At 65.8% G+C, this 19419-nt stretch carries 17 protein-coding genes and 2 pseudogenes; 12 read left to right on the top strand and 7 right to left on the bottom strand.

Features of this window, described 5'->3' with window-relative positions:
* The first annotated feature begins 9 nt into the window (after window positions 1–9).
* The 3 genes and pseudogenes from gcvT to U7114_RS02530 form a co-directional block, all read left to right on the top strand.
* Complete coding sequence (gcvT, locus tag U7114_RS02540; RefSeq protein WP_323056472.1) at window positions 10–1176, top strand: glycine cleavage system aminomethyltransferase GcvT; 1167 nt, start codon at window positions 10–12, stop codon at window positions 1174–1176.
* A gap of 221 nt (window positions 1177–1397) precedes the next feature.
* Window positions 1398–2309, top strand: a pseudogene (locus U7114_RS02535) (serine dehydratase beta chain); the annotation flags it as partial.
* A gap of 20 nt (window positions 2310–2329) precedes the next feature.
* A pseudogene (locus U7114_RS02530) lies at window positions 2330–2953 on the top strand (L-serine ammonia-lyase); the annotation flags it as partial.
* Between the two features lie 12 nt (window positions 2954–2965).
* Here the strand turns inward: U7114_RS02530 and U7114_RS02525 are convergent.
* A complete protein-coding gene (locus U7114_RS02525) occupies window positions 2966–3511 on the bottom strand; it encodes a TspO/MBR family protein (protein WP_323056471.1) in 546 nt (181 codons plus the stop codon).
* A 168-nt stretch (window positions 3512–3679) separates the two neighbouring features.
* On the opposite strand from U7114_RS02525, the gene U7114_RS02520 reads away from it, so the two are divergent.
* From U7114_RS02520 to U7114_RS02510, 3 genes are all read left to right on the top strand, one after another.
* Complete coding sequence (locus U7114_RS02520) at window positions 3680–4753, top strand: lipid II:glycine glycyltransferase FemX (RefSeq protein ID WP_323056470.1); 1074 nt, start codon at window positions 3680–3682, stop codon at window positions 4751–4753.
* 102 nt (window positions 4754–4855) lie between these two features.
* Window positions 4856–6169 (top strand): peptidoglycan bridge formation glycyltransferase FemA/FemB family protein, encoded by a 1314-nt coding sequence (locus tag U7114_RS02515; protein WP_323056469.1) that lies wholly within the window; start codon window positions 4856–4858, stop codon window positions 6167–6169.
* A gap of 36 nt (window positions 6170–6205) precedes the next feature.
* The gene (locus U7114_RS02510) at window positions 6206–7708 is read left to right on the top strand and encodes a threonine/serine exporter family protein (protein WP_323056468.1); all 1503 of its coding nucleotides are present in this window, start codon (window positions 6206–6208) and stop codon (window positions 7706–7708) included.
* 36 nt (window positions 7709–7744) lie between these two features.
* Here the strand turns inward: U7114_RS02510 and U7114_RS02505 are convergent, their stop codons facing one another.
* Both U7114_RS02505 and U7114_RS02500 read right to left on the bottom strand, forming a co-directional pair.
* The gene (locus U7114_RS02505) at window positions 7745–8584 is read right to left on the bottom strand and encodes a siderophore-interacting protein (RefSeq protein WP_321215396.1); all 840 of its coding nucleotides are present in this window, start codon (window positions 8582–8584) and stop codon (window positions 7745–7747) included.
* A gap of 14 nt (window positions 8585–8598) precedes the next feature.
* Window positions 8599–9369 carry a uracil-DNA glycosylase gene (locus U7114_RS02500; protein WP_321215397.1) on the bottom strand — a complete coding sequence of 257 codons (771 nt, stop codon included), beginning with the start codon at window positions 9367–9369 and terminating at the stop codon, window positions 8599–8601.
* Between the two features lie 127 nt (window positions 9370–9496).
* On the opposite strand from U7114_RS02500, the gene U7114_RS02495 reads away from it, so the two are divergent.
* The 5 genes from U7114_RS02495 (at window position 9497) to groL (ending at window position 14128) form a co-directional block, all read left to right on the top strand.
* Window positions 9497–9826: a DUF3263 domain-containing protein gene (locus tag U7114_RS02495; RefSeq protein ID WP_321215398.1), complete on the top strand. Its 330-nt coding sequence runs from the start codon at window positions 9497–9499 to the stop codon at window positions 9824–9826.
* Between the two features lie 50 nt (window positions 9827–9876).
* Window positions 9877–10527, top strand: coding sequence for a LytR C-terminal domain-containing protein (locus tag U7114_RS02490; RefSeq protein ID WP_321215399.1), 651 nt, complete (start codon window positions 9877–9879; stop codon window positions 10525–10527).
* A gap of 197 nt (window positions 10528–10724) precedes the next feature.
* Window positions 10725–10931 carry a cold-shock protein gene (locus tag U7114_RS02485; protein ID WP_157239046.1) on the top strand — a complete coding sequence of 69 codons (207 nt, stop codon included), beginning with the start codon at window positions 10725–10727 and terminating at the stop codon, window positions 10929–10931.
* Entirely contained in the window at window positions 10928–12211 is a 1284-nt protein-coding gene (locus U7114_RS02480; RefSeq protein ID WP_409339706.1) for an ABC transporter substrate-binding protein, read from the top strand. Before U7114_RS02485 ends, U7114_RS02480 begins: the two co-directional genes overlap by 4 nt.
* 288 nt (window positions 12212–12499) lie before the next feature.
* Window positions 12500–14128, top strand: coding sequence for a chaperonin GroEL (groL, locus tag U7114_RS02475; RefSeq protein ID WP_157239045.1), 1629 nt, complete (start codon window positions 12500–12502; stop codon window positions 14126–14128).
* Window positions 14129–14218: 90 nt separating this feature from the next.
* On the opposite strand, the gene U7114_RS02470 is transcribed toward groL, so the two are convergent.
* The gene (locus U7114_RS02470; RefSeq protein WP_321215400.1) at window positions 14219–15529 is read right to left on the bottom strand and encodes an ABC transporter substrate-binding protein; all 1311 of its coding nucleotides are present in this window, start codon (window positions 15527–15529) and stop codon (window positions 14219–14221) included.
* Between the two features lie 278 nt (window positions 15530–15807).
* Between U7114_RS02470 and U7114_RS02465 the strand changes: the two genes are divergently transcribed.
* Window positions 15808–16782: a ribonuclease HI family protein gene (locus U7114_RS02465; protein ID WP_321215401.1), complete on the top strand. Its 975-nt coding sequence runs from the start codon at window positions 15808–15810 to the stop codon at window positions 16780–16782.
* A gap of 23 nt (window positions 16783–16805) precedes the next feature.
* On the opposite strand, the gene U7114_RS02460 is transcribed toward U7114_RS02465, so the two are convergent.
* The 3 genes from U7114_RS02460 to U7114_RS02450 form a co-directional block, all read right to left on the bottom strand.
* Window positions 16806–17093, bottom strand: a complete 288-nt coding sequence (locus U7114_RS02460) for a WXG100 family type VII secretion target (RefSeq protein WP_139028136.1) — start codon at window positions 17091–17093, stop codon at window positions 16806–16808.
* Between the two features lie 95 nt (window positions 17094–17188).
* The gene (locus U7114_RS02455; RefSeq protein WP_197432420.1) at window positions 17189–18691 is read right to left on the bottom strand and encodes a sensor histidine kinase; all 1503 of its coding nucleotides are present in this window, start codon (window positions 18689–18691) and stop codon (window positions 17189–17191) included.
* 2 nt (window positions 18692–18693) lie between these two features.
* Window positions 18694–19404 carry a response regulator transcription factor gene (locus tag U7114_RS02450; protein WP_139028140.1) on the bottom strand — a complete coding sequence of 237 codons (711 nt, stop codon included), beginning with the start codon at window positions 19402–19404 and terminating at the stop codon, window positions 18694–18696.
* Window positions 19405–19419: the final 15 nt, after the last annotated feature.

Raw genomic sequence — 19419 nt, 5'->3', positions numbered from 1 at the left:
ACACGCTCCATGGCTGAGAAGCACACTGCCCTGTACGACGAGCACAAGAAGCTGGGGGCATCCTTCACCGACTTCGGCGGCTGGCAGATGCCGCTCAAGTACAGCTCCGAGCTCGCCGAACACCACGCCGTCCGGAAGAGCGCCGGCCTGTTCGACCTCTCGCACATGGGCGAAGTCTGGGTGACCGGGCGGGACGCGGCCGCCTTCCTGGACTACGCGCTGGTGGGAAAGATCTCCGCCATGCCGGTGGGCAAGGCCAAGTACTCTCTGATCTGCAATGAGGACGGCGGCATCATCGACGACCTCATCACGTACCGACGTCCCGCAACCGCCGGCAGCGCAGAAGGCAGTACCGACCGCTTCCTGGTGGTCCCCAACGCCGGCAACGCCGCAGTGGTGGCTGCTGAGCTTTCCAAGCGGGCTGCCGGGTTCGACGTGGAGGTGAATGACGCCTCCGCCGTGACGTCACTGATCGCCGTCCAAGGCCCCGCGGCGCAGGAACTGCTGCTCCGGCTGGTCCCCGCAGCCCGGCACAGCCAGGTGACGGAACTGAAGTACTATGCCGCCGTCGAGGTTCCGTTCCTGGTGGGCGGCGCCGGACTGGATTTGCTGCTCGCCCGCACCGGCTACACCGGCGAGGACGGGTTTGAGATCTTCGTGTCCAACGACGACGCCACCGGCCTGTGGCAGGCACTCATCGCCATTGCCGAGGACGGGGAGCTGACCCCCGCCGGGCTGGCCTCACGCGACTCACTCCGGCTTGAGGCAGGCATGCCGCTCTACGGGAATGAGCTCTCCCTGCAGGGCGATCCCTTCGCCGCAGGCCTGGGACCCGTCGTCGCACTGTCCAAGGAAGGCGACTTCGTGGGGAAGGCGGCGCTCGCCGCGAAGAAGGACGCCGGCGCCGGCGCCGGCTCCACCACAGGCCGAAGGCTCGTCGGGCTCAAGGGACTCGGCCGCCGTGCAGGCCGGGCCCACTATCCGGTCCTCAAGGACGGCAAAGTGGTAGGCGAAGTCACCTCCGGCCAGCCCTCACCCACCCTGGGGTACCCCATTGCCATGGCCTACGTGGACGTTGAGTTCACCGCTGTTGGCACCACCCTGGATATCGACCTGCGAGGTAAGGCAGAGCCGTTCGAAGTCGTCGACCTGCCGTTCTATAAACGCGCCAGGTAGGGCGCCTCCCCGTGGTCACCTTTGGCCCGGTGGGAGCGGCATCCTCCGCGTGCTGCTCCGTGGCTGGCTTCGGGACCGGCGGACCGGACTTTTCACGCGTGCTGGCTCGTTCCTCGCCTCTGACGCACGCTTCCGAAAAGCCCGGCTCCGCCGGCGCTCGTGCCCACGTCGCCTTGGTGACGCTCCACCCACCCATTACACGTCTCGTTAGGAATCCCACCATGGCCGTTGGCGTCTTTGATCTGTTTTCCATTGGGATCGGACCTTCGAGTTCTCATACTGTGGGGCCGATGCGGGCTGCTGCTGTTTTTGCTGAGGAGCTGAAGGCTTCGGGGGTGCTGGCGGGGGTGGCGTCGTTGCGGGTGGATTTGTATGGGTCGTTGGCGGCGACGGGCCATGGGCATGGGACGATGACGGCCATTTTGCTGGGTTTGGAGGGATTTCATCCGGAGTTGATTTTGCCGGAGGAGGTGGAGGAGCGGCTGGCGGCGATCGCGGAGACGGGGTTGCTGCAGCTGGCCGGTGCGGTGGCGTTGCCGTATGGGGTGAAGGATATGGTGCTGCGGCCGTTGACTGTCCTGCCGCGGCACACGAACGGGATGACGTTCACGGTTTCCGACGCGTCGGGCGAGGTTTTGCATGCGGCGACGTTCTTTTCGGTGGGCGGCGGGTTCATTGTCCGTGAGGGTGAGGAGGACGCGGCCCAGCTGGAGCTGGAGGTGTCCAAGAAGGAGCTGCCGTTGCCGTTCCGGACCGCGGCGGAGTTGCTGGAGCATTGCCGGGAGACGGGGCTGGGCATCAGTGATGTGATGCGGGTGAACGAGGAGGACAGCCGCACCCCGGGGGAGATCCGGGCGGGCCTGCTGCATATCTATTCGGTGATGGAGGGGTGTGTGGCCGCGTCGCTGAAGCGTGAGGGGGTGCTGCCGGGCGGGTTGAAGGTCCGCCGCCGGGCCCCGGACTGGTATGACCGGCTGCGGAAGGAAAGCGCCCGGCCGGCCGGGTCCGAGGACGAAGGCGACGGGGCCGGGGAGTTTCATGATCCGAAGTATTGGCAGGAGTGGGTTAATTTGATCGCCCTGGCGGTCAATGAGGAGAACGCCTCGGGCGGGCGGGTGGTCACGGCGCCGACGAACGGGGCGGCGGNGAGTTCCATGATCCGAAGTATTGGCAGGAGTGGGTTAATTTGATCGCCCTGGCGGTCAATGAGGAGAACGCCTCGGGCGGGCGGGTGGTCACGGCGCCGACGAACGGGGCGGCGGGGATCATCCCGGCGGTGCTGTATTACGCGCTGCATTTCGCGCCGGGGATGGAGAACGCGTCCCGGGCGGACCGGGAGGATGTGGTGGTGAAGTTCCTGCTCGCAGCGGGCGCGGTGGGGGTCCTGTACAAGGAGCAGGCGTCGATTTCGGGGGCTGAGGTGGGCTGCCAGGGTGAGGTGGGCTCGGCGTCGTCGATGGCCGCCGCCGGGCTGGCGGAGGTGATGGGCGGGACTCCGGCGCAGGTGGAGAACGCCGCGGAGATCGCGATGGAGCACAACCTGGGCCTGACCTGTGATCCGATCGGGGGCCTGGTGCAGGTGCCCTGCATTGAACGGAACGCGATCGCGGCGGCGAAGGCGATCAACGCGGCGAAGATGGCGCTTTGGGGCGACGGTTCGCACCGGGTTTCGCTGGATGAGGTCATCGTGACCATGCGCGAGACCGGCAAGGACATGAGCTCCAAATACAAGGAAACGGCCATGGGCGGCCTCGCCGTCAACGTCGTCGAATGCTGACAGCGTGGACCTTCAGTTGTGGGCCGCAGCCCACCAGTTCAAGGTGGACGCAAAGACCAGCCAGGCAATGTAGGGGAGCAGCAGCAGTCCCGCGGTCCGGCTGATGGGGCCGAAGTAGAGGACAGTTACCGTGACCGCGGCGATCAGGGCCACGATAATGGCCATGGCCAGCCACAGGGCAGCCGTACCCATAGCGGGATACAGGCCGAAGAACACCGGAGTCCAGGCAAGGTTCAGGCCCAGCTGGACCGCGTAGGCCGTTAACGCCGGCCTGGTCTTGGGAGCCCTCTTCCGCCACACAAGCCAGGCAGCCACCGCCATGGCTGTGTAGAGCAGGGTCCATACCGGGCCGAAGAGCCAGTTGGGCGGGGACCAGGGCGCCTTGTCAGCCGTGGCGTACCATCCGTTCACGTTGTCAATGGTGGAGAATCCGCCGAGCCCGGCCACCAGGAAGGATGCCGCCAGGAATCCGGCCAGCACCGCTGCCTGGACCCGCGCGCTGTACGGCTGGTCGCTTGCATCCGGCGGGGATGACGACTCTTCACGGTTCGGCTGCATGCCTCCACCCTTGCCAACCGGTCCACCCGAGTCAAGGGCACGGGCCACGGCAGGCACGGGCCGGCTGCTGAAAAGCCGGGACGGCATCAGGCTTTAGACTTGAGGCTGCATGTCCGCACGCAGACACGAGTACCGAACCGCGCACGAAACCGATTGGACACGGCCCCCTTGCGAGAATTCACCGCACGATTCGCCACCGCCGAGGAAATTGAAAACTGGGACAAGCACGTCACGGCCAATCCCAACGGCGGCAACATGCTGCAGTCCGCCGCATATGCCTCAGTCAAGAACGCCAGCGGCTGGAAAGTCCGGTTCCTGGTGCTGGAGAACGCGGCAACCGCCAGCTACAACCTGGTACTCGAAAAGAGTTTCCCGCTGCTCGGCCGGCTTTGGTACCTCATCAAGGGCCCGGACCTGGCAGCAGCTGATGACCTGAAAGCAGCGCTGGAAGCCTGTGCGGCTTTCGTCCGTAGCCGGAAGCTCAACGTCTTCACCATCAAGATCGAGCCGGACGTCGTCGACTCCGACGAGGCCCAGGCCCACCTGCAAGACGCAGGCCTGGTCAAGGCACCCAACATCCAGTCCAACGACTCCACGGCCCTGCTGGACATCTCCGGACCGGAAGAGGCAGTGTTCAAGGCCATCTCCTCCCGCGCCCGCAACGCCATCCGCCGCGCTGAGCGGGAAGGCTGCGAAGTGGTCCGCGAAGAACACGGCCCGGAAACCTACCGGGCCCTTTATGACCTCATGGCCGACACCGTCAAGGCCAAGGGCTCCATGCCCCTGCGCAGCTACGAGTACTACGCAGCCTTCTGGGACGAATTCTGCAACCGGGGCCAGGGCAGTTTCTTCTTCACCTACGAGGACGGAAAGCCCAGCGTGGGAGCCTTCGTCATCAATTACGGGGCCAAAGCCACCTATAAGGACGGCGGTTCGACCCAAAACCGCAAGCAATACGGTGATTCCCACCTGGTGCAGTGGGCCGCCATCCGCCGCATGCAGGAGCTGGGCTGCACGGAATACGACTTCTGCGGGACCCCGCCGGCTTCCCGGATCAAGGACAAGACCCACAACCTGTACGGCATGGGCATGTTCAAGACCAGCTTCACCAAGACGGTCACCGACTTCGTGGGATGCCACGACTACGTTCTCTCGCCCTTGAGTCACCGGCTCTGGGTCAACGGAGCAGAGAAGGTCTTCCGCCGGATCGAAACCGCCCGCACCGGCCAGCAGTTCTACTGACCGCGAGCAGGAGCGCCCCCGCCGGCTGCCCTGCCCATCCCGACCGACCTCGCCCGCCGCCCGCCATTTGCCAAGCCTCTTATCCGTGAAGAAGGTAACTCCTTGAATGCAGTCCCCGCCGCCGATCTCCAGTTCGCCGTGCTCAGCGATGCCGAATTCGAGCAGTTCGCGCTGAAGCACCCGCAGAACAGCTTTCTCCAGTCCGTTGACTTTGCCCGGTTCCAGCGCGCCAGAGGACAGCAGGTGGAGCTTTTCGGGGTCCGGCAGCACGGCGAACTGGTTGCAGCAGGGAAACTGAACTACACCACCACCCGGCTGGGGTACACAGTCTGCGAATGCGCCAAGGGACCCCTGATGGACTACACGGACCCTGACCTGGTGCGTGCCGTCGTCGGACTCCTCCGCAAACGCGCGGCGGAGCGCAAGGCCGCCGAACTGCGGATCTCCCCGAACCTCAGGTACATTGCGCGTGACGCCGATGGTGCCGAGCATCCCGAGATCGAGGACAACAGGCCGCTGGTGGCACAGCTCGGCGGGCTGGGCTTCCGGCACCAGGGCCTGGCCATGAACTTCGTGAACGTGAACTGGATGTTCATCAAGAACCTGGAAGGCATCCAGGACGCGGAAGAACTGATCATGGGCACCAGCTATCGGACCCGGAAGGCCATTCGGAAGGCCGAAAAGAACGGCGTCTTCCTGGAACAGGCCACCCTGGACACCCTGGACGAGTTCTACGGCGCCCTGAGCCGGGCCGGTGACGAAAAGGGCTTTGTTTACCGGGAACGCGCCTACTACGAGCAGCTGCTCAGCACCACGTCGCCTGAGTTCACCAAGCTCATGATGGCCAAGATCGACATCCCCGCCTACCGGAAGTCCATCACGGAGCGGCTTGCGGCGGAATCGGCCACCGCTGATGAACTGCGCGAGGAGGTGGCGGAGACAGGCAGCAAAAAGAAGAACAACCGCCTCAAAGTGGTCCAGGACCTGGTGGACAGCTACGAGCGAAGCCTGAAGGACATCGAACGCTTTCCCGACTCGGTGGGCGTGGCCACGGTGGCCGCCATCCACTTCGTCTGCTACGGCGACGAGGTGGTCTGCGTCATCGGCGGCACGGTGCAGGACTACATCTACTTCAACGGCGCTACCTCGCTGTACTGGGGAATGATGCTCCACGCCCTCGAAAAGGGGTACCCGAGGTACAACTTCTACGGGACGTTCGGCATCTCCGGCCAGGACGAGGAAGGCCACGGGGGCTACGCCTTCAAGAAGGGCTTCGGCGGGGAAGTGGTGCAGCTCCTGGGCGACTTCGTGCTGCCCGTCCGGCCCGCCGTGTTCCACGCCAACAAGCTGGCCCGGATGGCAGCAGGCGCCGCACGCGTCGTGCTGGGCAAGCTGCCGCTGAAGCGCTCCGCCTGACGCCGCCTGCACACCACCACAACGGGAGGAGGGACAATGACTGAGCGACCCGAGCGCCCCGGCGCCGGATCCCCGAAGGCCAGGCCGAACACGGACGGCCTGCCCAAGACCGAGCCGCTGACTCCCTCCCAGCTGCGGCAAAACGCTGCGGCCAGGAGAATGCTGCGTCGCCTGGTCCAGGGTGAAAACCCGCCCACGGCTCCCCTGAGCATCGTGGACAGGCTCACCGGCAGCCCCTACGCGAATCCCACGATCCAGGTGGGAGGGGTGGACACCTCCGCCCGCAAGACCCTGGACTTCGCCCTGCACCTGGCAGAAACCATGTTCCGCTATGGTGCGGGTGCCCTGGAAGTGGAGACCAGCATCATTGCCGTCACCGCCGCCCTGGGGCTGAAGAACATCGAGGTGGACATCACCAACCAGTCCGTTGGCATCAACTACGCCCCTAAGGACCAGACACCCATCGCACTGCTGCGTGTGGTCCGCTCCTGGACCAACAACTACGCCGGCCTGGCCAAGGTCCACCAGCTGGTGACCGACATCGTCGCCGGGGGAGTGGGCCGGGACGAGGCAATCCGACGCCTGGACGAGGCCATCACCAGCCCCAAGCCGTTCCCGCGCTGGATGGTGACGGCGGCGTTCGGCGTTTTCGCAGCGGCATTCGTTGCCGTGCTGGGCGGCGGACCGGTGTCCTCTGCCATAGCGTTCGCAGCCAACATCGGAGTGAGCCTGCTGGCCCGCCAGCTGGGCCGGTGGCGGGTTCCCGACTTCTTCATAACGGCCAGCTGCTCTTTTGTGGTGACGCAATTGGCGCTGGTCCTCTGGCAGTTCGGCCTGACAACATCGCCGGCCATCGTGGTGGTGGGAGGCATCCTCCTGCTCCTGCCCACGGGACGCCTCGTGTCCTCAGTGCAGGACGCCATCAACGGCTTCCCTGTTACGGCCGCGGGACGGTTCCTGTCCACGCTGCTCACCTTTGGAGCCATCGTGGCAGGCATCGCCGTCGCCTTCGTGGTCGGGGAACTGACCGGCATGCAGCGCATTGACGTGACGCAGACCTTTCCGCCGGCCTACGACCTGTGGGTGCTGGTCATCCTTGTTGCCGTGGCGGTGATGGCCATCGGGGTCACGGAACAAACCAGCTGGCGGCTCCTGCTCCCCACCGCGGCGGTGGGGGTGGCCGGCTACTTCGTGCTGCTGGGCGGCGGACTGCTGGGCATCGGGGACCGGTTCTCTCCCGCCCTGGCCGCAGTGGCCATCGGCCTGCTGGCCCGCGTCGTTGCCCTGAGGATGGGTGCCCCCCAGCTGGTGGTGGCCGTGCCCGCAGCGCTGATCCTGCTTCCGGGCCTCACCATCTTCCGGTCCATGTACGTGCTCACCATCGAGGAAGCCGAGATCCTGCTGGGTGCCGGCGGGATGCTCAACGCCGGAGCCATTGTCCTGGGAACGGCCGGCGGGATCGTCCTTGGCGACACGCTGGCGCGGCCGCTGACCCGCAGCCTTGCCAGCAACGAGCGGCGCCGCGCCCGCCGCCGCTGACCGGCTGCCAGGATCTGCCTGGCTGGATCTTCCTGTTCAGATCTGCCCTACGGGCAATTTCTTCTCCGCCTGGAAATCGTCCTCAACACGGCCTTTCGCCCAGTAACCGGACAGGGACACCTGCTTGCGTTCAAGGCCGCGCTGTACAAAGAGCACATCACGCAGCGCCTTCATGTAGCCGCGCTCGCCGTGGGCAAAAACGTCCACCCGGCCAGCGGGCCAGTCCGCCCCTGCCACCGCCTGCACCAGCAGGCCGCTTTCGCCCGCAGGGACGCCTCGACGGAACAGCCAGTGGAGCTTCACTCCTGCGGGGGCGGCAATCTGCTGCATGTCGGCGTCGGAATCGACCTCAAGGAAGGCGAGGCCGGCGGCTTCAGCCGGCAACGACTCTATGCACGCCGCAATGGCGGGCAACGCCGCCTCGTCCCCGGCGAACAGGTACCAGTCAGCGTCCGGGGCAGGGTTGTACGCCCCTCCCGGACCGGTGAAGGTCAGAATGTCGCCCGGCCGGGCCTTCGCCGCCCACGGTCCTGCCAGCCCTTCGTCGCCGTGGACCACAAAATCGATGGCGAGCTCCCTGGCCAGGGGATCCACCCAGCGGAGCGTGTACGTGCGCGTGAAAGGCCATTGTTCCCGCGGCATGCTCTCGCGGATGCTCCACAGATCCAGCGGGGAGGGGTAGGCGACGCCCGGTTGCGGGAAGACAATTTTTACGTACCGGTCAACGAAGCCGTTGTTGACGAAGTCCGCAAAACCGTCCCCGCCGGCAACAATCCGTACCATGTGGGGCGAGAGCTGTTCCCGGCGCAGAACTGCGAGGTTGACCTGCGGGCGGCTCTTCTTGGTGGCGCTGGTGGCGGCGGGAACAATGCTCATAAGGGAAGCCTAAGCTAGGCTACCGGCGGAAGCTCCCAGGTTACGCCCGGGGCACCCTGCTCCCGCAGCAGCTCGTTGACGCGGCTGAACGGCCGCGAACCGAAGAAGCCGCGGGACGCGGACAGGGGGCTGGGATGCGCGCTGGACACGGCCGGAACCCCCGGCAACAGCGGACGCACGCTCTCCGCGTCCTTTCCCCACAGCACGGCAACCAGCGGCAGGCGTGACCCGTCCGGAGCCCGCCGCCCGGCCACGGCCTGGACGGCCGCCGTCGTAATCTCCTCCCAACCTTTCCTGCGGTGCGACCCTGCGGCTCCGGCCCTTACAGTCATCACGCGGTTCAGCAGCAGCACACCCTGCCCGGTCCAGGCGGAAAGGTCGCCGTGGACCCTCGCGGGAATTCCCAGATCCGCCTCCAGCTCCCGGTAGATGTTCGCCAGGCTCCGCGGGATGGGCCGGACGTGCGGATCAACGGAGAAGGCCAGGCCGACGGCATGCCCCGGCGTGGGGTACGGATCCTGCCCCACCATCAGGACTTTCACCTCCGCGAGGGGCTGGCGGAAAGCCCGCAGGACGTTCGACGGCGCCGGCAGCACCGTGTGCCCGGCCGCCTCTTCGTCGGCAAGGAAAGCGAGCACGCCGCGGAGTCCGCTTTCCACGCCCGCCAAGGCGTCTGCCCAGTCAGGCGCCATCAGCTCCTTCAGCGGCAGCTGCGCCAGTTCGGCGAAACCCTGCCCGCGCGCCGGATCCTGCGCCAGTTCGAAAAGGGCATCTGATTCAAACACCGTCCCATTCTCGCAGGGCGGCCGCCGGCCCCGGTCCGGCAGGCCGCCCGGCACAAATGACAACAGTGTTATTCGTCCGTAGCATGGGGGTCAGACATTTTACGTAACCAGCAAGGGAGAGTGCGCCGTGGCGGAACCAGCTCGGGAGCACCTGCCGGAGCAGGAACAGCGGAACGCCCTCCTGCCGGATTTCACGCTGCGGGATTCCCCCCTGAGCGAGCGTGACCAGCAGATGCTCGCCCTTGAACGGCAGTGGTGGAAGTACGCCGGTGCCAAGGAACAGGCCATCAGGGAACTCTTCGATCTCTCCGCGACACACTACTACCAGCTCCTCAACGCCCTGATCGATACCGAGGATGCGCTCGCGCATGACCCCATGCTGGTCAAGAGATTGCGTAGACTACGTACGTCGCGTCACCGTGCACGCACTGCACGGCGCCTGGGGTCCGACGCATAAGACGCTCACGCTGGTTCCTCAGCAGCAACACACAAGGATGTCTCTTTCCCATGACCAAATACGCCCGCGATGAATTCGACAAGGTCCCGGAGACCGCGTCGCGACAAGGTGTCCATCGCACAGCCTCTGCTCCGTCACGGGTCCGGCTGTGGCCCGTCCTGGCGGTGGGATGCGTTGCCCTGGCCATCGGGCTGGTTTCCTTCCTGATCCTGCCCAAGCTGGGGTTTGCCGGTCCGGCAAGCCAGGCCTCGTCGAGCCTCGAAGCAACACCGCTGGCCGGAACGGGGTCGACGCCCTCCGCCGCGCCGGACGCGTCCGTCACTCCCCCCGCTGAGCCCTCCGCCGCGCCTGAAACCGCCGGATCCGAAACGGTCCCCGCTGCCGGGACAGGGTCCAGTAGCCGCCCCACGGCGCAGGCTGCGTCCGTAGACAAAACCCAGCCTGTGGCGGTCTACAACGCCGCCGGGACCGCCGGGCTGGCAAGCCGAGTAGGCGGAACCGTGCAGGCGGACGGCTGGCCCCTGGGACAGGTAGGGAACTGGGCGGGAGCGCCGCAGCAGGGCTCCATCATTTTCTACTCCGGCCCAGCCCAACGGGCCAACGCGGAAGCCCTCGCGGAACTCCTGGGCGTCCCCACCGTGGTGAGCAGCACCGACTTCCAGGTTCCCCTGGTGGTTGTGCTGGGCCCGGGGTACCGGTAAGCCGGGTTCTTCCATCAGCCGCGCTGCCTTGGGCCACACCCGGTCCGGGGCCCGGCGTTACGCCTGAATAACGTTTGCCGACGGCACCGCCGGGGGCCTGCGGCACCGACCCGCATTGGCTAGAGTAAATCCCGGGCTACGGCCCGGCGCCGGGGCACCCCCGCAGCATCCCGGACCTTACGGAAAGAGTGGTCACCATGGCACGAGGAACCGTCAAGTGGTTCAACGCGGAAAAGGGCTACGGCTTCATCACCGTTGACGGCTCCAGCGACGACGTCTTTGTCCACTGGTCTGCTATCGAAGGCGAAGGTTACCGGGCACTGGACGAGGGACAGCGCGTGGAACTTGAAGTCGGCGAAGGCGAGAAGGGCCCACAGGCGGAAAGCGTCCGGCCGGCCGAGTGAAGCATCTGATTGTCCCCGCCGGGACCCTCCGTCCTGCGTTTGCCGCGGCCCTCTGCTGCACGCTGGCCCTGACCGCCTGTTCCGGGGTAACCGGAAACGCACGCCTGGAAACAACGGAAGCCTCCGGTGACGGGACGCTGCGGGTAGGCCTCATCCTGGACAATGCGGGGGAGGGCAGCTTCCTGAACGCGCCCCAGGCGGCCGCCGCCAAGCTCGCAGTCAAAGAGATCAACGCTGCCGGTGGGCACAAAGGCCGGCCCGTGGAGCTGCTGCCCTTTGAAGCCGGCCAGGATGCAGCGTCGCAGGCCCAGGCTTTGGTCCAGGCCAAGGCGGACGTGGTGATCGGCCCCACCGACTCCAGCCACGCCAAGGCCGTCGTGGACATCCTCTCCCGGGCCAGGACGCCGCTGATCTCGCCGGCCAACACCGCGGCCGGGCTCAGCACCATCCCCAGCGGCGGATACTACTTCCGGACGGCGGCCGCCGACGTCGCGCAGGGACCCGTGCTGGCCAAGCTCGCCAAGGACGCGGGCGCCGCCACCATCTCCCTGATGTTCCAGGAAGGCGCCTACGGCAGCGACGTCTCCGCCGCCGTCGCCGATTCCGCAGAACAGGCCGGACTGGAAGTGGTTGCCACAGCCGGGTTCAAGCCGGGTGAAGCGGGAAGCGCCGCTGCCGCCGCCCGCGGGGCGGAACCCGACGCCGTCATCCTGGTGGCCCGCGACGGCGCGCAGGGCGCCCTGGCTGAACTCAACAACGCCGCCCTGGCCGGCTCGAAGATCATCCTCAGCGACGGCGCGTTCGGCCGGTATGCGTCCAAGCTGGGTACCAAAGCCCTGGAGGGTGCCCGCGCCGTTGTTCCCGGCGAGCTGCCATCCGCCGCCTTCCAGGAAAGGCTCCTGGGCATCGATCCCGGCCTGAAGGACGTGTCCTTCGCCGCGGAAACGTACGACGCCGTGACCCTCGCAGCCCTCGCGGCAGCCAAAGCAGAGGACGACTCGGGCCGCTCAATTGCAGCGAACCTCATCGCCGTGTCAGGCGGGACTGCCGCCGGCAAGGATGGCGGGACTGCAACGGTGCCCGGCACGCCCTGCCCCAGCTACAAGGAGTGCCTGGCGGCGAAGGCCTCCGGTACCGGCATTAATTACGACGGCGAATCCGGCCCGGTTGCCTTCGACGCCAACGGTGACATCACCTCGGCGACGTTTACGGTGTTCACCTACGGGGCAGACAACAATCCAACGCCCACCGGCCGTGAAACTGCAGGCCGCGCCGGCTGATCGCCCTCGGCGTAGAGATGCCTGCCAGGGCGCTTTCCGCGCGTCATTCGCTTGCACTCTCCCGTGGGGAGTGCTAATTATTGAGTTAGCACTCTGACGTACCGACTGCTAAAGCAAAGCTGGTTCCGGCCGGCGGCGCGCGGCACCGGGCGAGGAGCGAAGAAACACCTCACTGGAGTGAGGCCCGCACCCGGGGGCATACAGAGGCCGCCGGCAAAGGGTCGTCCGTCGCGGGCACTGCAGCGAAGGTTCATTCTTAACGACTGTCCCGAAAGGACTACTGCCGTTATGGCCAAGATCATTGCATTTGATGAAGAGGCACGCCGCGGCCTTGAGCGGGGCCTGAACATCCTCGCCGACGCCGTTAAGGTCACCCTCGGCCCGCGTGGACGCAACGTCGTCCTCGAAAAGAAGTGGGGCGCCCCCACGATCACCAACGATGGTGTTTCCATCGCCAAGGAGATCGAGCTGGACGATCCCTACGAGAAGATCGGCGCCGAGCTGGTCAAGGAAGTTGCCAAGAAGACTGACGACGTCGCCGGCGACGGAACCACCACCGCCACCGTTCTGGCCCAGGCCCTGGTCAAGGAAGGCCTGCGCAACGTTGCCGCCGGTGCCGACCCGCTGTCCCTCAAGCGCGGCATCGAAAAGGCTGTCGAAGCCGTCACCCGCGAGCTCCTGGCTTCCGCCAAGGAAATCGAAACCAAGGAAGAGATTGCCGCTACGGCATCCATCTCCGCAGGGGACGAGGAAATCGGTGCGCTGATCGCCGAAGCCCTGGACAAGGTGGGCAAGGAAGGCGTCATCACGGTCGAGGAATCCAACACCTTCGGCCTGGAACTCGAGCTCACCGAAGGCATGCGCTTCGACAAGGGCTACATCTCCGCCTACTTCGTCACCGACGCGGAGCGCCAGGAAACGGTCCTCGAAGACCCGTACATCCTGATCGTCAACTCCAAGATCTCCAACGTCAAGGAACTGGTTGCTGTCCTCGAAAAGGTCATGCAGTCCAACAAGCCGCTGCTGATCATCGCCGAGGACATCGAGGGCGAGGCCCTGGCCACCCTGATCGTCAACAAGATCCGCGGCACCTTCAAGTCCGTTGCCGTCAAGGCTCCGGGCTTCGGTGACCGCCGCAAGGCACAGCTCGCCGACATTGCCGTCCTCACCGGCGGCCAGGTCATCTCCGAGGAAGTCGGACTCAAGCTGGAAAACGCCGGCCTGGAACTCCTGGGCAAGGCACGCAAGGTTGTGGTCACCAAGGACGAGACCACCATCGTTGAAGGTGCCGGCGACGCCGACCAGATCGCCGGCCGCGTGTCCCAGATCCGCGCCGAGATCGAGAACTCCGATTCGGACTACGACCGCGAGAAGCTGCAGGAACGCCTGGCCAAGCTGGCCGGCGGCGTTGCAGTGATCAAGGCCGGTGCCGCAACCGAGGTTGAGCTCAAGGAGCGCAAGCACCGCATCGAAGACGCAGTGCGCAACGCCAAGGCCGCTGTTGAAGAAGGCATCGTTGCCGGTGGCGGCGTGGCCCTCATCCAGGCCGGTGCCAAGGCATTCGCCAACCTGCAGCTGTCCGGCGACGAGGCCACCGGTGCCAACATTGTCCGCGTTGCCATCGATGCTCCGCTGAAGCAGATCGCCTTCAACGCCGGCCTGGAGCCGGGCGTTGTGGTTGACAAGGTTCGCGGCCTGCCCGCAGGACACGGCCTGAACGCCGCAACCGGTGAGTACGTCGACCTGCTGGCTGCCGGCGTGAACGACCCCGTCAAGGTAACCCGCTCTGCCCTGCAGAACGCGGCTTCCATTGCCGGCCTGTTCCTCACTACCGAAGCTGTTGTTGCCGACAAGCCGGAGAAGAACCCGGCCCCCATGGGCGGCGGCGACGACATGGGCGGCATGGGCGGCTTCTAAGCCCTCCTGCCGGGCTTTGTCCCGCTGGAAACGAATGCGGCCCCCTCTCTTGAGGGGGCCGCATTTGTGTTCCTGGAGAGTGCCTGGCTTTTACTTCCGGGCGCTGGACAGCATTCCCTCGACTTCCCTCTTGAAGGCCTCTGCCGCTGCCTGGGGAGTCAGGCGGTCGTAGAGAACCTCATCGGTGTACCGCTTGATGACGTTCTGTACGCTGCCCGCGCCCACCGGAGGAACGGGCGGCGCGTCCTTCATATCCGGAGCAATGTCCTTCAGGAAGCCCACCACGGTGGTGTCTGCCGGTTTCAGGGACGGTGTGATGCCCTTTACGATCTCCGTGTTGGTGGGCACGCCGCGGTCCGTCATCAGGATTGCGCCGGCTTCCGGGCTGTTCGCCAGGTAGTTGATGAAGGTTGAGGCGGCTTCGGTGTGCTTTGACCGTGAGGAAGCGGACCAGAACATGGTGGGCTTGTAGTACATGCCGTTCTCAGCGGCAACACCGTCGAGGCTAGGCGCACGGAGCATCTTGATGCTGCTGCCGGTAGTGGACCCGAGCGATCCGAGCTGGTTGGTCCACCACCATGCCATCCCCACCCTGTTGGTGCCGAAGAGGCTTTCTTCCAGGCCCGCGCCGGAGTCCTCGGTAGCCACCGTGGCCGGCGGGCTTGCCTTGGAGTCGCGCTGTTCCTTGAGCCGCTCCCAGAAGGAAGCGGCCGTTGCAGTGTCGAAATCGAGCTTGCCGTCCTCGGAGTAGAGATTCTCCCCATGCTGGCGAAGCCAGATGATCAGGTCTGCCTCGTTGCTGCCATATGCTGCGCCGTAGTTCTTGCCGTCTCCGGCGGCGCTGATCTTCGTTGCAGTCTCAATGAAGTCGTCCCACGTCCATGAGGTGTCATCCGGAAGCGGAACGTTTGCTGCCTCGAAAACCTTCGTGTTGGCCATGATGACGTAGGCGTTCCGGCCGGTGCTCAGGCCGTATTGGGCGCCGTCGTACTGGCCCGAGGCCAGGGCTTCCTTGTCGAGTTTGGAGGTATCAATGCCGCTTTGCTTGGACAGATCCAGGAGCGCCCCGCGGCCGCCGTATTCGGCAATGTACTTCTGGTCCATCTGGATCACGTCCGGCGCGTCGTTGGCCGCGGTCTTGGTGGCCAGCTTGTCCCAGTAGCTGCCCCATTCGCCCGGCTCGGACTCAATCCTGATGTTCGGGTGTTCCGCTTCAAAGGCATCGATGACCTTTTCGGTCTGGGCGTTGAGGTATTCGTTCCCCCACCAGGCGAAGCGCAGGGTTACTTGCTCATTGCCCTCGGAGCCGGAAGAGGAACCGCAGCCTGTGGCAAGGAGGGAAAGGGCGACGGCTGCTGCGCCGAGCTGGAACCTTCTCCGGCGGAGGGTTGGAATCGTCATTGATATGCCTTCCTAATGGCGGGGCGCTTCTCTTGGGTGGACGCTGGCGTCGGGTTGTCGGCAGTGCCGGCCGCTGAGAAAACGCTTTCTCATGTCAGTAGTGCGATTCTGCCTGCCTGCCATTGCCCGCGTCAAGCATTTTCGGTAAACGCTTTCCGTCAGGTCAAGGCCTGATCCGCCTGGCGGCCCGGGTAGGGCGCGTGTGCGGCGGAGGTACGGTACGGCATCGTACGGTGGCAAAGGCCCGGTTTGTCCTGCCGGTCTGGGAGGATGGACCGGTGACAATTACTGCAGCGGCCGACGGTTCGGCCTTGGGAAACCCCGGTCCGGCCGGCTGGGCCTGGTACGTGAACGACGATTGCTGGCGCGCCGGAGGATGGCCCCACGGGACGAACAACCAAGGCGAGCTGATGGCGGTCCTGGATCTGTTGCGGGCCACGGCCCACCTTCCCCAGGAGGACCTGCACATCCTCTGCGACAGCCAGTACGTCATCAATTCGATCACCAAGTGGATGCCGGGATGGAAACGCAAAGGCTGGCGCAAGGCCGACGGCAAGCCGGTCCTCAACGTGGATTTGCTCAAGGAGCTGGACCGGGAGCTCGCCGGCCGGAAGTACACCTTCGAATGGGTCAAGGGGCATGCCGGGCATGACTTGAACGAAGCCGCGGACGAGCGCGCCAGGGCGGCCGCGACCGCCTACCAGCAGGGGGTGGCTGCCCGGTCCGGGCCCGGTTTCCCTGGCGCCCACCACGCCCACCATCCGCCGGCGGCCAAGGATACGCCGGAGGCCGCCCCCCGTGCACCCCGGGAAGCCGCGACCTTGCCAGGAGCCTACGAGGAGCCGGACCTGTTCAGCCAGCTGGACAACGGCGCTTTCGGCGGACCGGACGCCGCTGCCCAGCCAGGTGCCGCCGTGCCGGAGGCCTTGGTGGAGGAACTGGAGCGCGAGCTGCTGGGCCCCCTGGTGCGGGGGGACATCGGCCGGACGGCTGTCCTGCTGCACCCCGATTTCATGGAGATCGGAAGCTCGGGCAGGGTGTGGACCCGGGACGCCATGATGATGGCGCTCGAGGAGGACCCGGGCGAGCGGACAGACATTGAGATACTTGGCGCGGACCGTATTGGCGCTGACGCGGTCCTGCTGACGTACCGCAGCTACGCGCGCTCCGGCACCACGCTCAGAAGCTCACTGTGGGTGCTGGACGGCGGCCGCTGGCGGCTGCGGTTCCACCAAGGTACTCCCGAGGCTTAGCCGGCTCCTGGGTATCTACCCGGTCAGCTGAACCGCTGCGTGTTGCCCTGTTCCGCCTGTGCGTAGGTGGCAGCCGCGGAGGCAAGCGCCGTGTTGATGGACGCCAACGAGGCCTCCACGCGTCCCTGCGTGATGGTCCATTCCGTGATGAGCGCCTGGAAATTCGTGGCGGCGGTGCCCCGCCATGACCCCTGGAGCTCGTCCAGCCCGCGTTTCATTGCCTGGACGTCCGCGCTGATCCTGTCCACTGTCGCCTGGACACTGGCGGACTTCAGCTGAAGGAGTTCGGTGTCGACGGAAATGATGCTCATGGCCGTGCCTTTCGCTGTGGGGGCAGCTTTCGCCTGCGGGGCCCGGCTGGTCCGGACCGCTGATAACGAGCGTAGGGAGCAGGCCCCTGGAGCCGCTACGGTCCGGCGCTATATGTGGACAACCCCGCCGTCGCTGCCTGTTCCGCCTCGGCAGCTGCCCCGGTATTCAGCGCGTCATCACGGTGCGGAAGGCTGACCACCAAGGTCGCGCCGCCGCCGTCGGTATTTTCCACCCGGACGGAACCGCCGTGGGACCCTACAATTGCGGCCACAATGGCCAGGCCGAGTCCGCTTCCGCCCGTTTCCCTGGTCCGTGAGGTGTCCGCCCGGTAGAAGCGCTCAAAGACCTTGGAGGCGTCCTCTTCGGAGATGCCGGGTCCATGGTCGCGCACTTCAATGACCGAGCGCAGCTGTCCGTCCTCCCTGGCGCGCACCCCCACCGCCAGTTCGATCGGGCTGCCCTCCGGCGTGTAACGCAGGGCATTGCCCACGAGGTTCCCCACCACCTGTCGGAGTTTGGCTTCGTCCCCCAGCACCGGGGCAGCCGCGGCAGGTCCGCCGTCGAGCCCGGTCAGCGAAATCGCCCGCGAGCGGTCGCTGGCCTGCGTGTCCACCACGGCGTCATGGGCGAGCAGCTGGAGGTCCACGGGCTTCTGCTGCAGCGGCCGCTGCTCGTCGAGGCGGGCCAGCAGGAGAAGGTCTTCGACCATTGAGCCCATGCGCTTGGCTTCGCTTTCAATCCTTCCCATGGCTGTGGCCACGTCTTCCTCGGTGGTCAGTGCGCCGTGCCGGTACAGCTCAGAGAAGCCACGGATGGTGACAAGCGGGGTCCGCAGTTCGTGGGAGGCGTCAGCGGCGAACCGCCGCATCCTCGCCTCCGAGGCCGTACGTGCCGCGAAGGCCGTCTCAATGTGGGCCAGCATGGCATTAAGCGACCTGCTGAGCCGTCCCAGTTCAGTGCCGGGATTTTCGACGTCGACACGGCGGGAAAGGTCACCGGCGGCAATGGCCGCCGCCGTCTTTTCCACCCGGGCCAGCGGGCGGAAGGAGCGGGACACGGTCCAGCTCGCGATCAGGGAGGCCAGCAGCAGGGTCAGCAGGCCCACCCCGGTCACCACCAGGGAGGCATGTTTGAGGACATCGTCCACGCTCTGCAGGGGCAGCCCGATGACCACCACAGCGGTGGTCTGGTTGTTCTGCACCGGCACGGCCACCACCCGCCAGTTCTGCCCGTCCGTACCGCGCACCTGATAGGGAACGGCGCCGCGTTCCTGCGCCTGCTGCACCGTGACGGAGCTGATGTCCGGACGGCTCTCAGGGTCGCCGCCGAACGGATACGGCTCCTCGCCTGGCGCGAAGAGAATAAGTGAGTAGTCAGTGGGAACCATCGGGTTGGGCGCCTGAAGCGGGGTGAAGGACCGCTGCTGCCGGGCCAGGTCTACCGCCGCGGTGAGTTTGTCATCCACCTGTGCCTGCAGGTAGCTGTGGAGCAGGGCCAGCGTTCCCGCTCCGGTCACCGTCAGGGCAACTATCAGCAGCGCCATGATCATGGCCACCAGTTGCGTCCTCAGCGAGGCCGACTTCCATCGCTGCAGCAAGGTCAGCGCTTTTCAGCCGTCCGAAGCACGTAGCCCACACCGCGCTTGGTCTGGATCAGGGCGGGAGCGTCGGGATCGATGTCCACCTTGCGGCGCAGGTAGGAGATGTACGACTCCACGATGGAGGCATCACCGTTGAAGTTGTATTCCCATACGTGGTCCAGGATCTGGGACTTGGACAGCACCCGGTTGGGGTTGAGCATGAGGTACCGGAGCAGCTTGAACTCGGTGGGGGAGAGCTCGATCACCGTGCCGCCGCGCCGCACTTCGTGGGCGTCGTCGTCGAGCTCCAGGTCGTCGACGCGGATGACGGCGTCGTCATCCAGCAGCGGCTGCGTCCGGCGCAGGACGGCGCGGATACGGGCCACCACCTCGTCAAGGCTGAACGGCTTGGTGACGTAGTCATCCCCGCCGACGGTGAGGCCTGTGACCTTGTCCTCGGTATCGTCCTTCGCGGTCAGGAACAGTACCGGGAAGTGCTTGCCCGAGGCCCGGAGGCGGCGGGTGACGGTGAAGCCGTCCATGTCCGGAAGCATGACATCCAGCACGGCCAGGTCCGGGGCATGGGTTTCGGCAGCCGCCAGGGCGTCCCGGCCGTTCGCGGCCGAGACAACCTCGAAGCCGGCAAACCTTAGCGAGGTGGACAGCAGCTCGCGGATGTTGGGTTCATCGTCAACAACAAGGAGCTTTGCCTCGGGACCGTTCTTGTTCATGCTCCCATTCTGCTC

Source organism: Pseudarthrobacter sp. C1, from assembly GCF_034720455.1.
Taxonomy (GTDB): domain Bacteria; phylum Actinomycetota; class Actinomycetes; order Actinomycetales; family Micrococcaceae; genus Arthrobacter.
This window is presented reverse-complemented; position numbering and strand designations above follow the sequence as displayed.

Coding starts and splice junctions, on each gene's coding strand:
- gcvT (WP_323056472.1), top strand. CDS start 10: ATGGCTGAGAAGCACACTGCCCTGTACGACGAGCACAAGAAGCTGGGG.
- U7114_RS02525 (WP_323056471.1), bottom strand. CDS start 3,511: ATGCAGCCGAACCGTGAAGAGTCGTCATCCCCGCCGGATGCAAGCGAC.
- U7114_RS02510 (WP_323056468.1), top strand. CDS start 6,206: ATGACTGAGCGACCCGAGCGCCCCGGCGCCGGATCCCCGAAGGCCAGG.
- U7114_RS02505 (WP_321215396.1), bottom strand. CDS start 8,584: ATGAGCATTGTTCCCGCCGCCACCAGCGCCACCAAGAAGAGCCGCCCG.
- U7114_RS02490 (WP_321215399.1), top strand. CDS start 9,877: ATGACCAAATACGCCCGCGATGAATTCGACAAGGTCCCGGAGACCGCG.
- U7114_RS02485 (WP_157239046.1), top strand. CDS start 10,725: ATGGCACGAGGAACCGTCAAGTGGTTCAACGCGGAAAAGGGCTACGGC.
- groL (WP_157239045.1), top strand. CDS start 12,500: ATGGCCAAGATCATTGCATTTGATGAAGAGGCACGCCGCGGCCTTGAG.
- U7114_RS02470 (WP_321215400.1), bottom strand. CDS start 15,529: ATGACGATTCCAACCCTCCGCCGGAGAAGGTTCCAGCTCGGCGCAGCA.
- U7114_RS02460 (WP_139028136.1), bottom strand. CDS start 17,093: ATGAGCATCATTTCCGTCGACACCGAACTCCTTCAGCTGAAGTCCGCC.
- U7114_RS02450 (WP_139028140.1), bottom strand. CDS start 19,404: ATGAACAAGAACGGTCCCGAGGCAAAGCTCCTTGTTGTTGACGATGAA.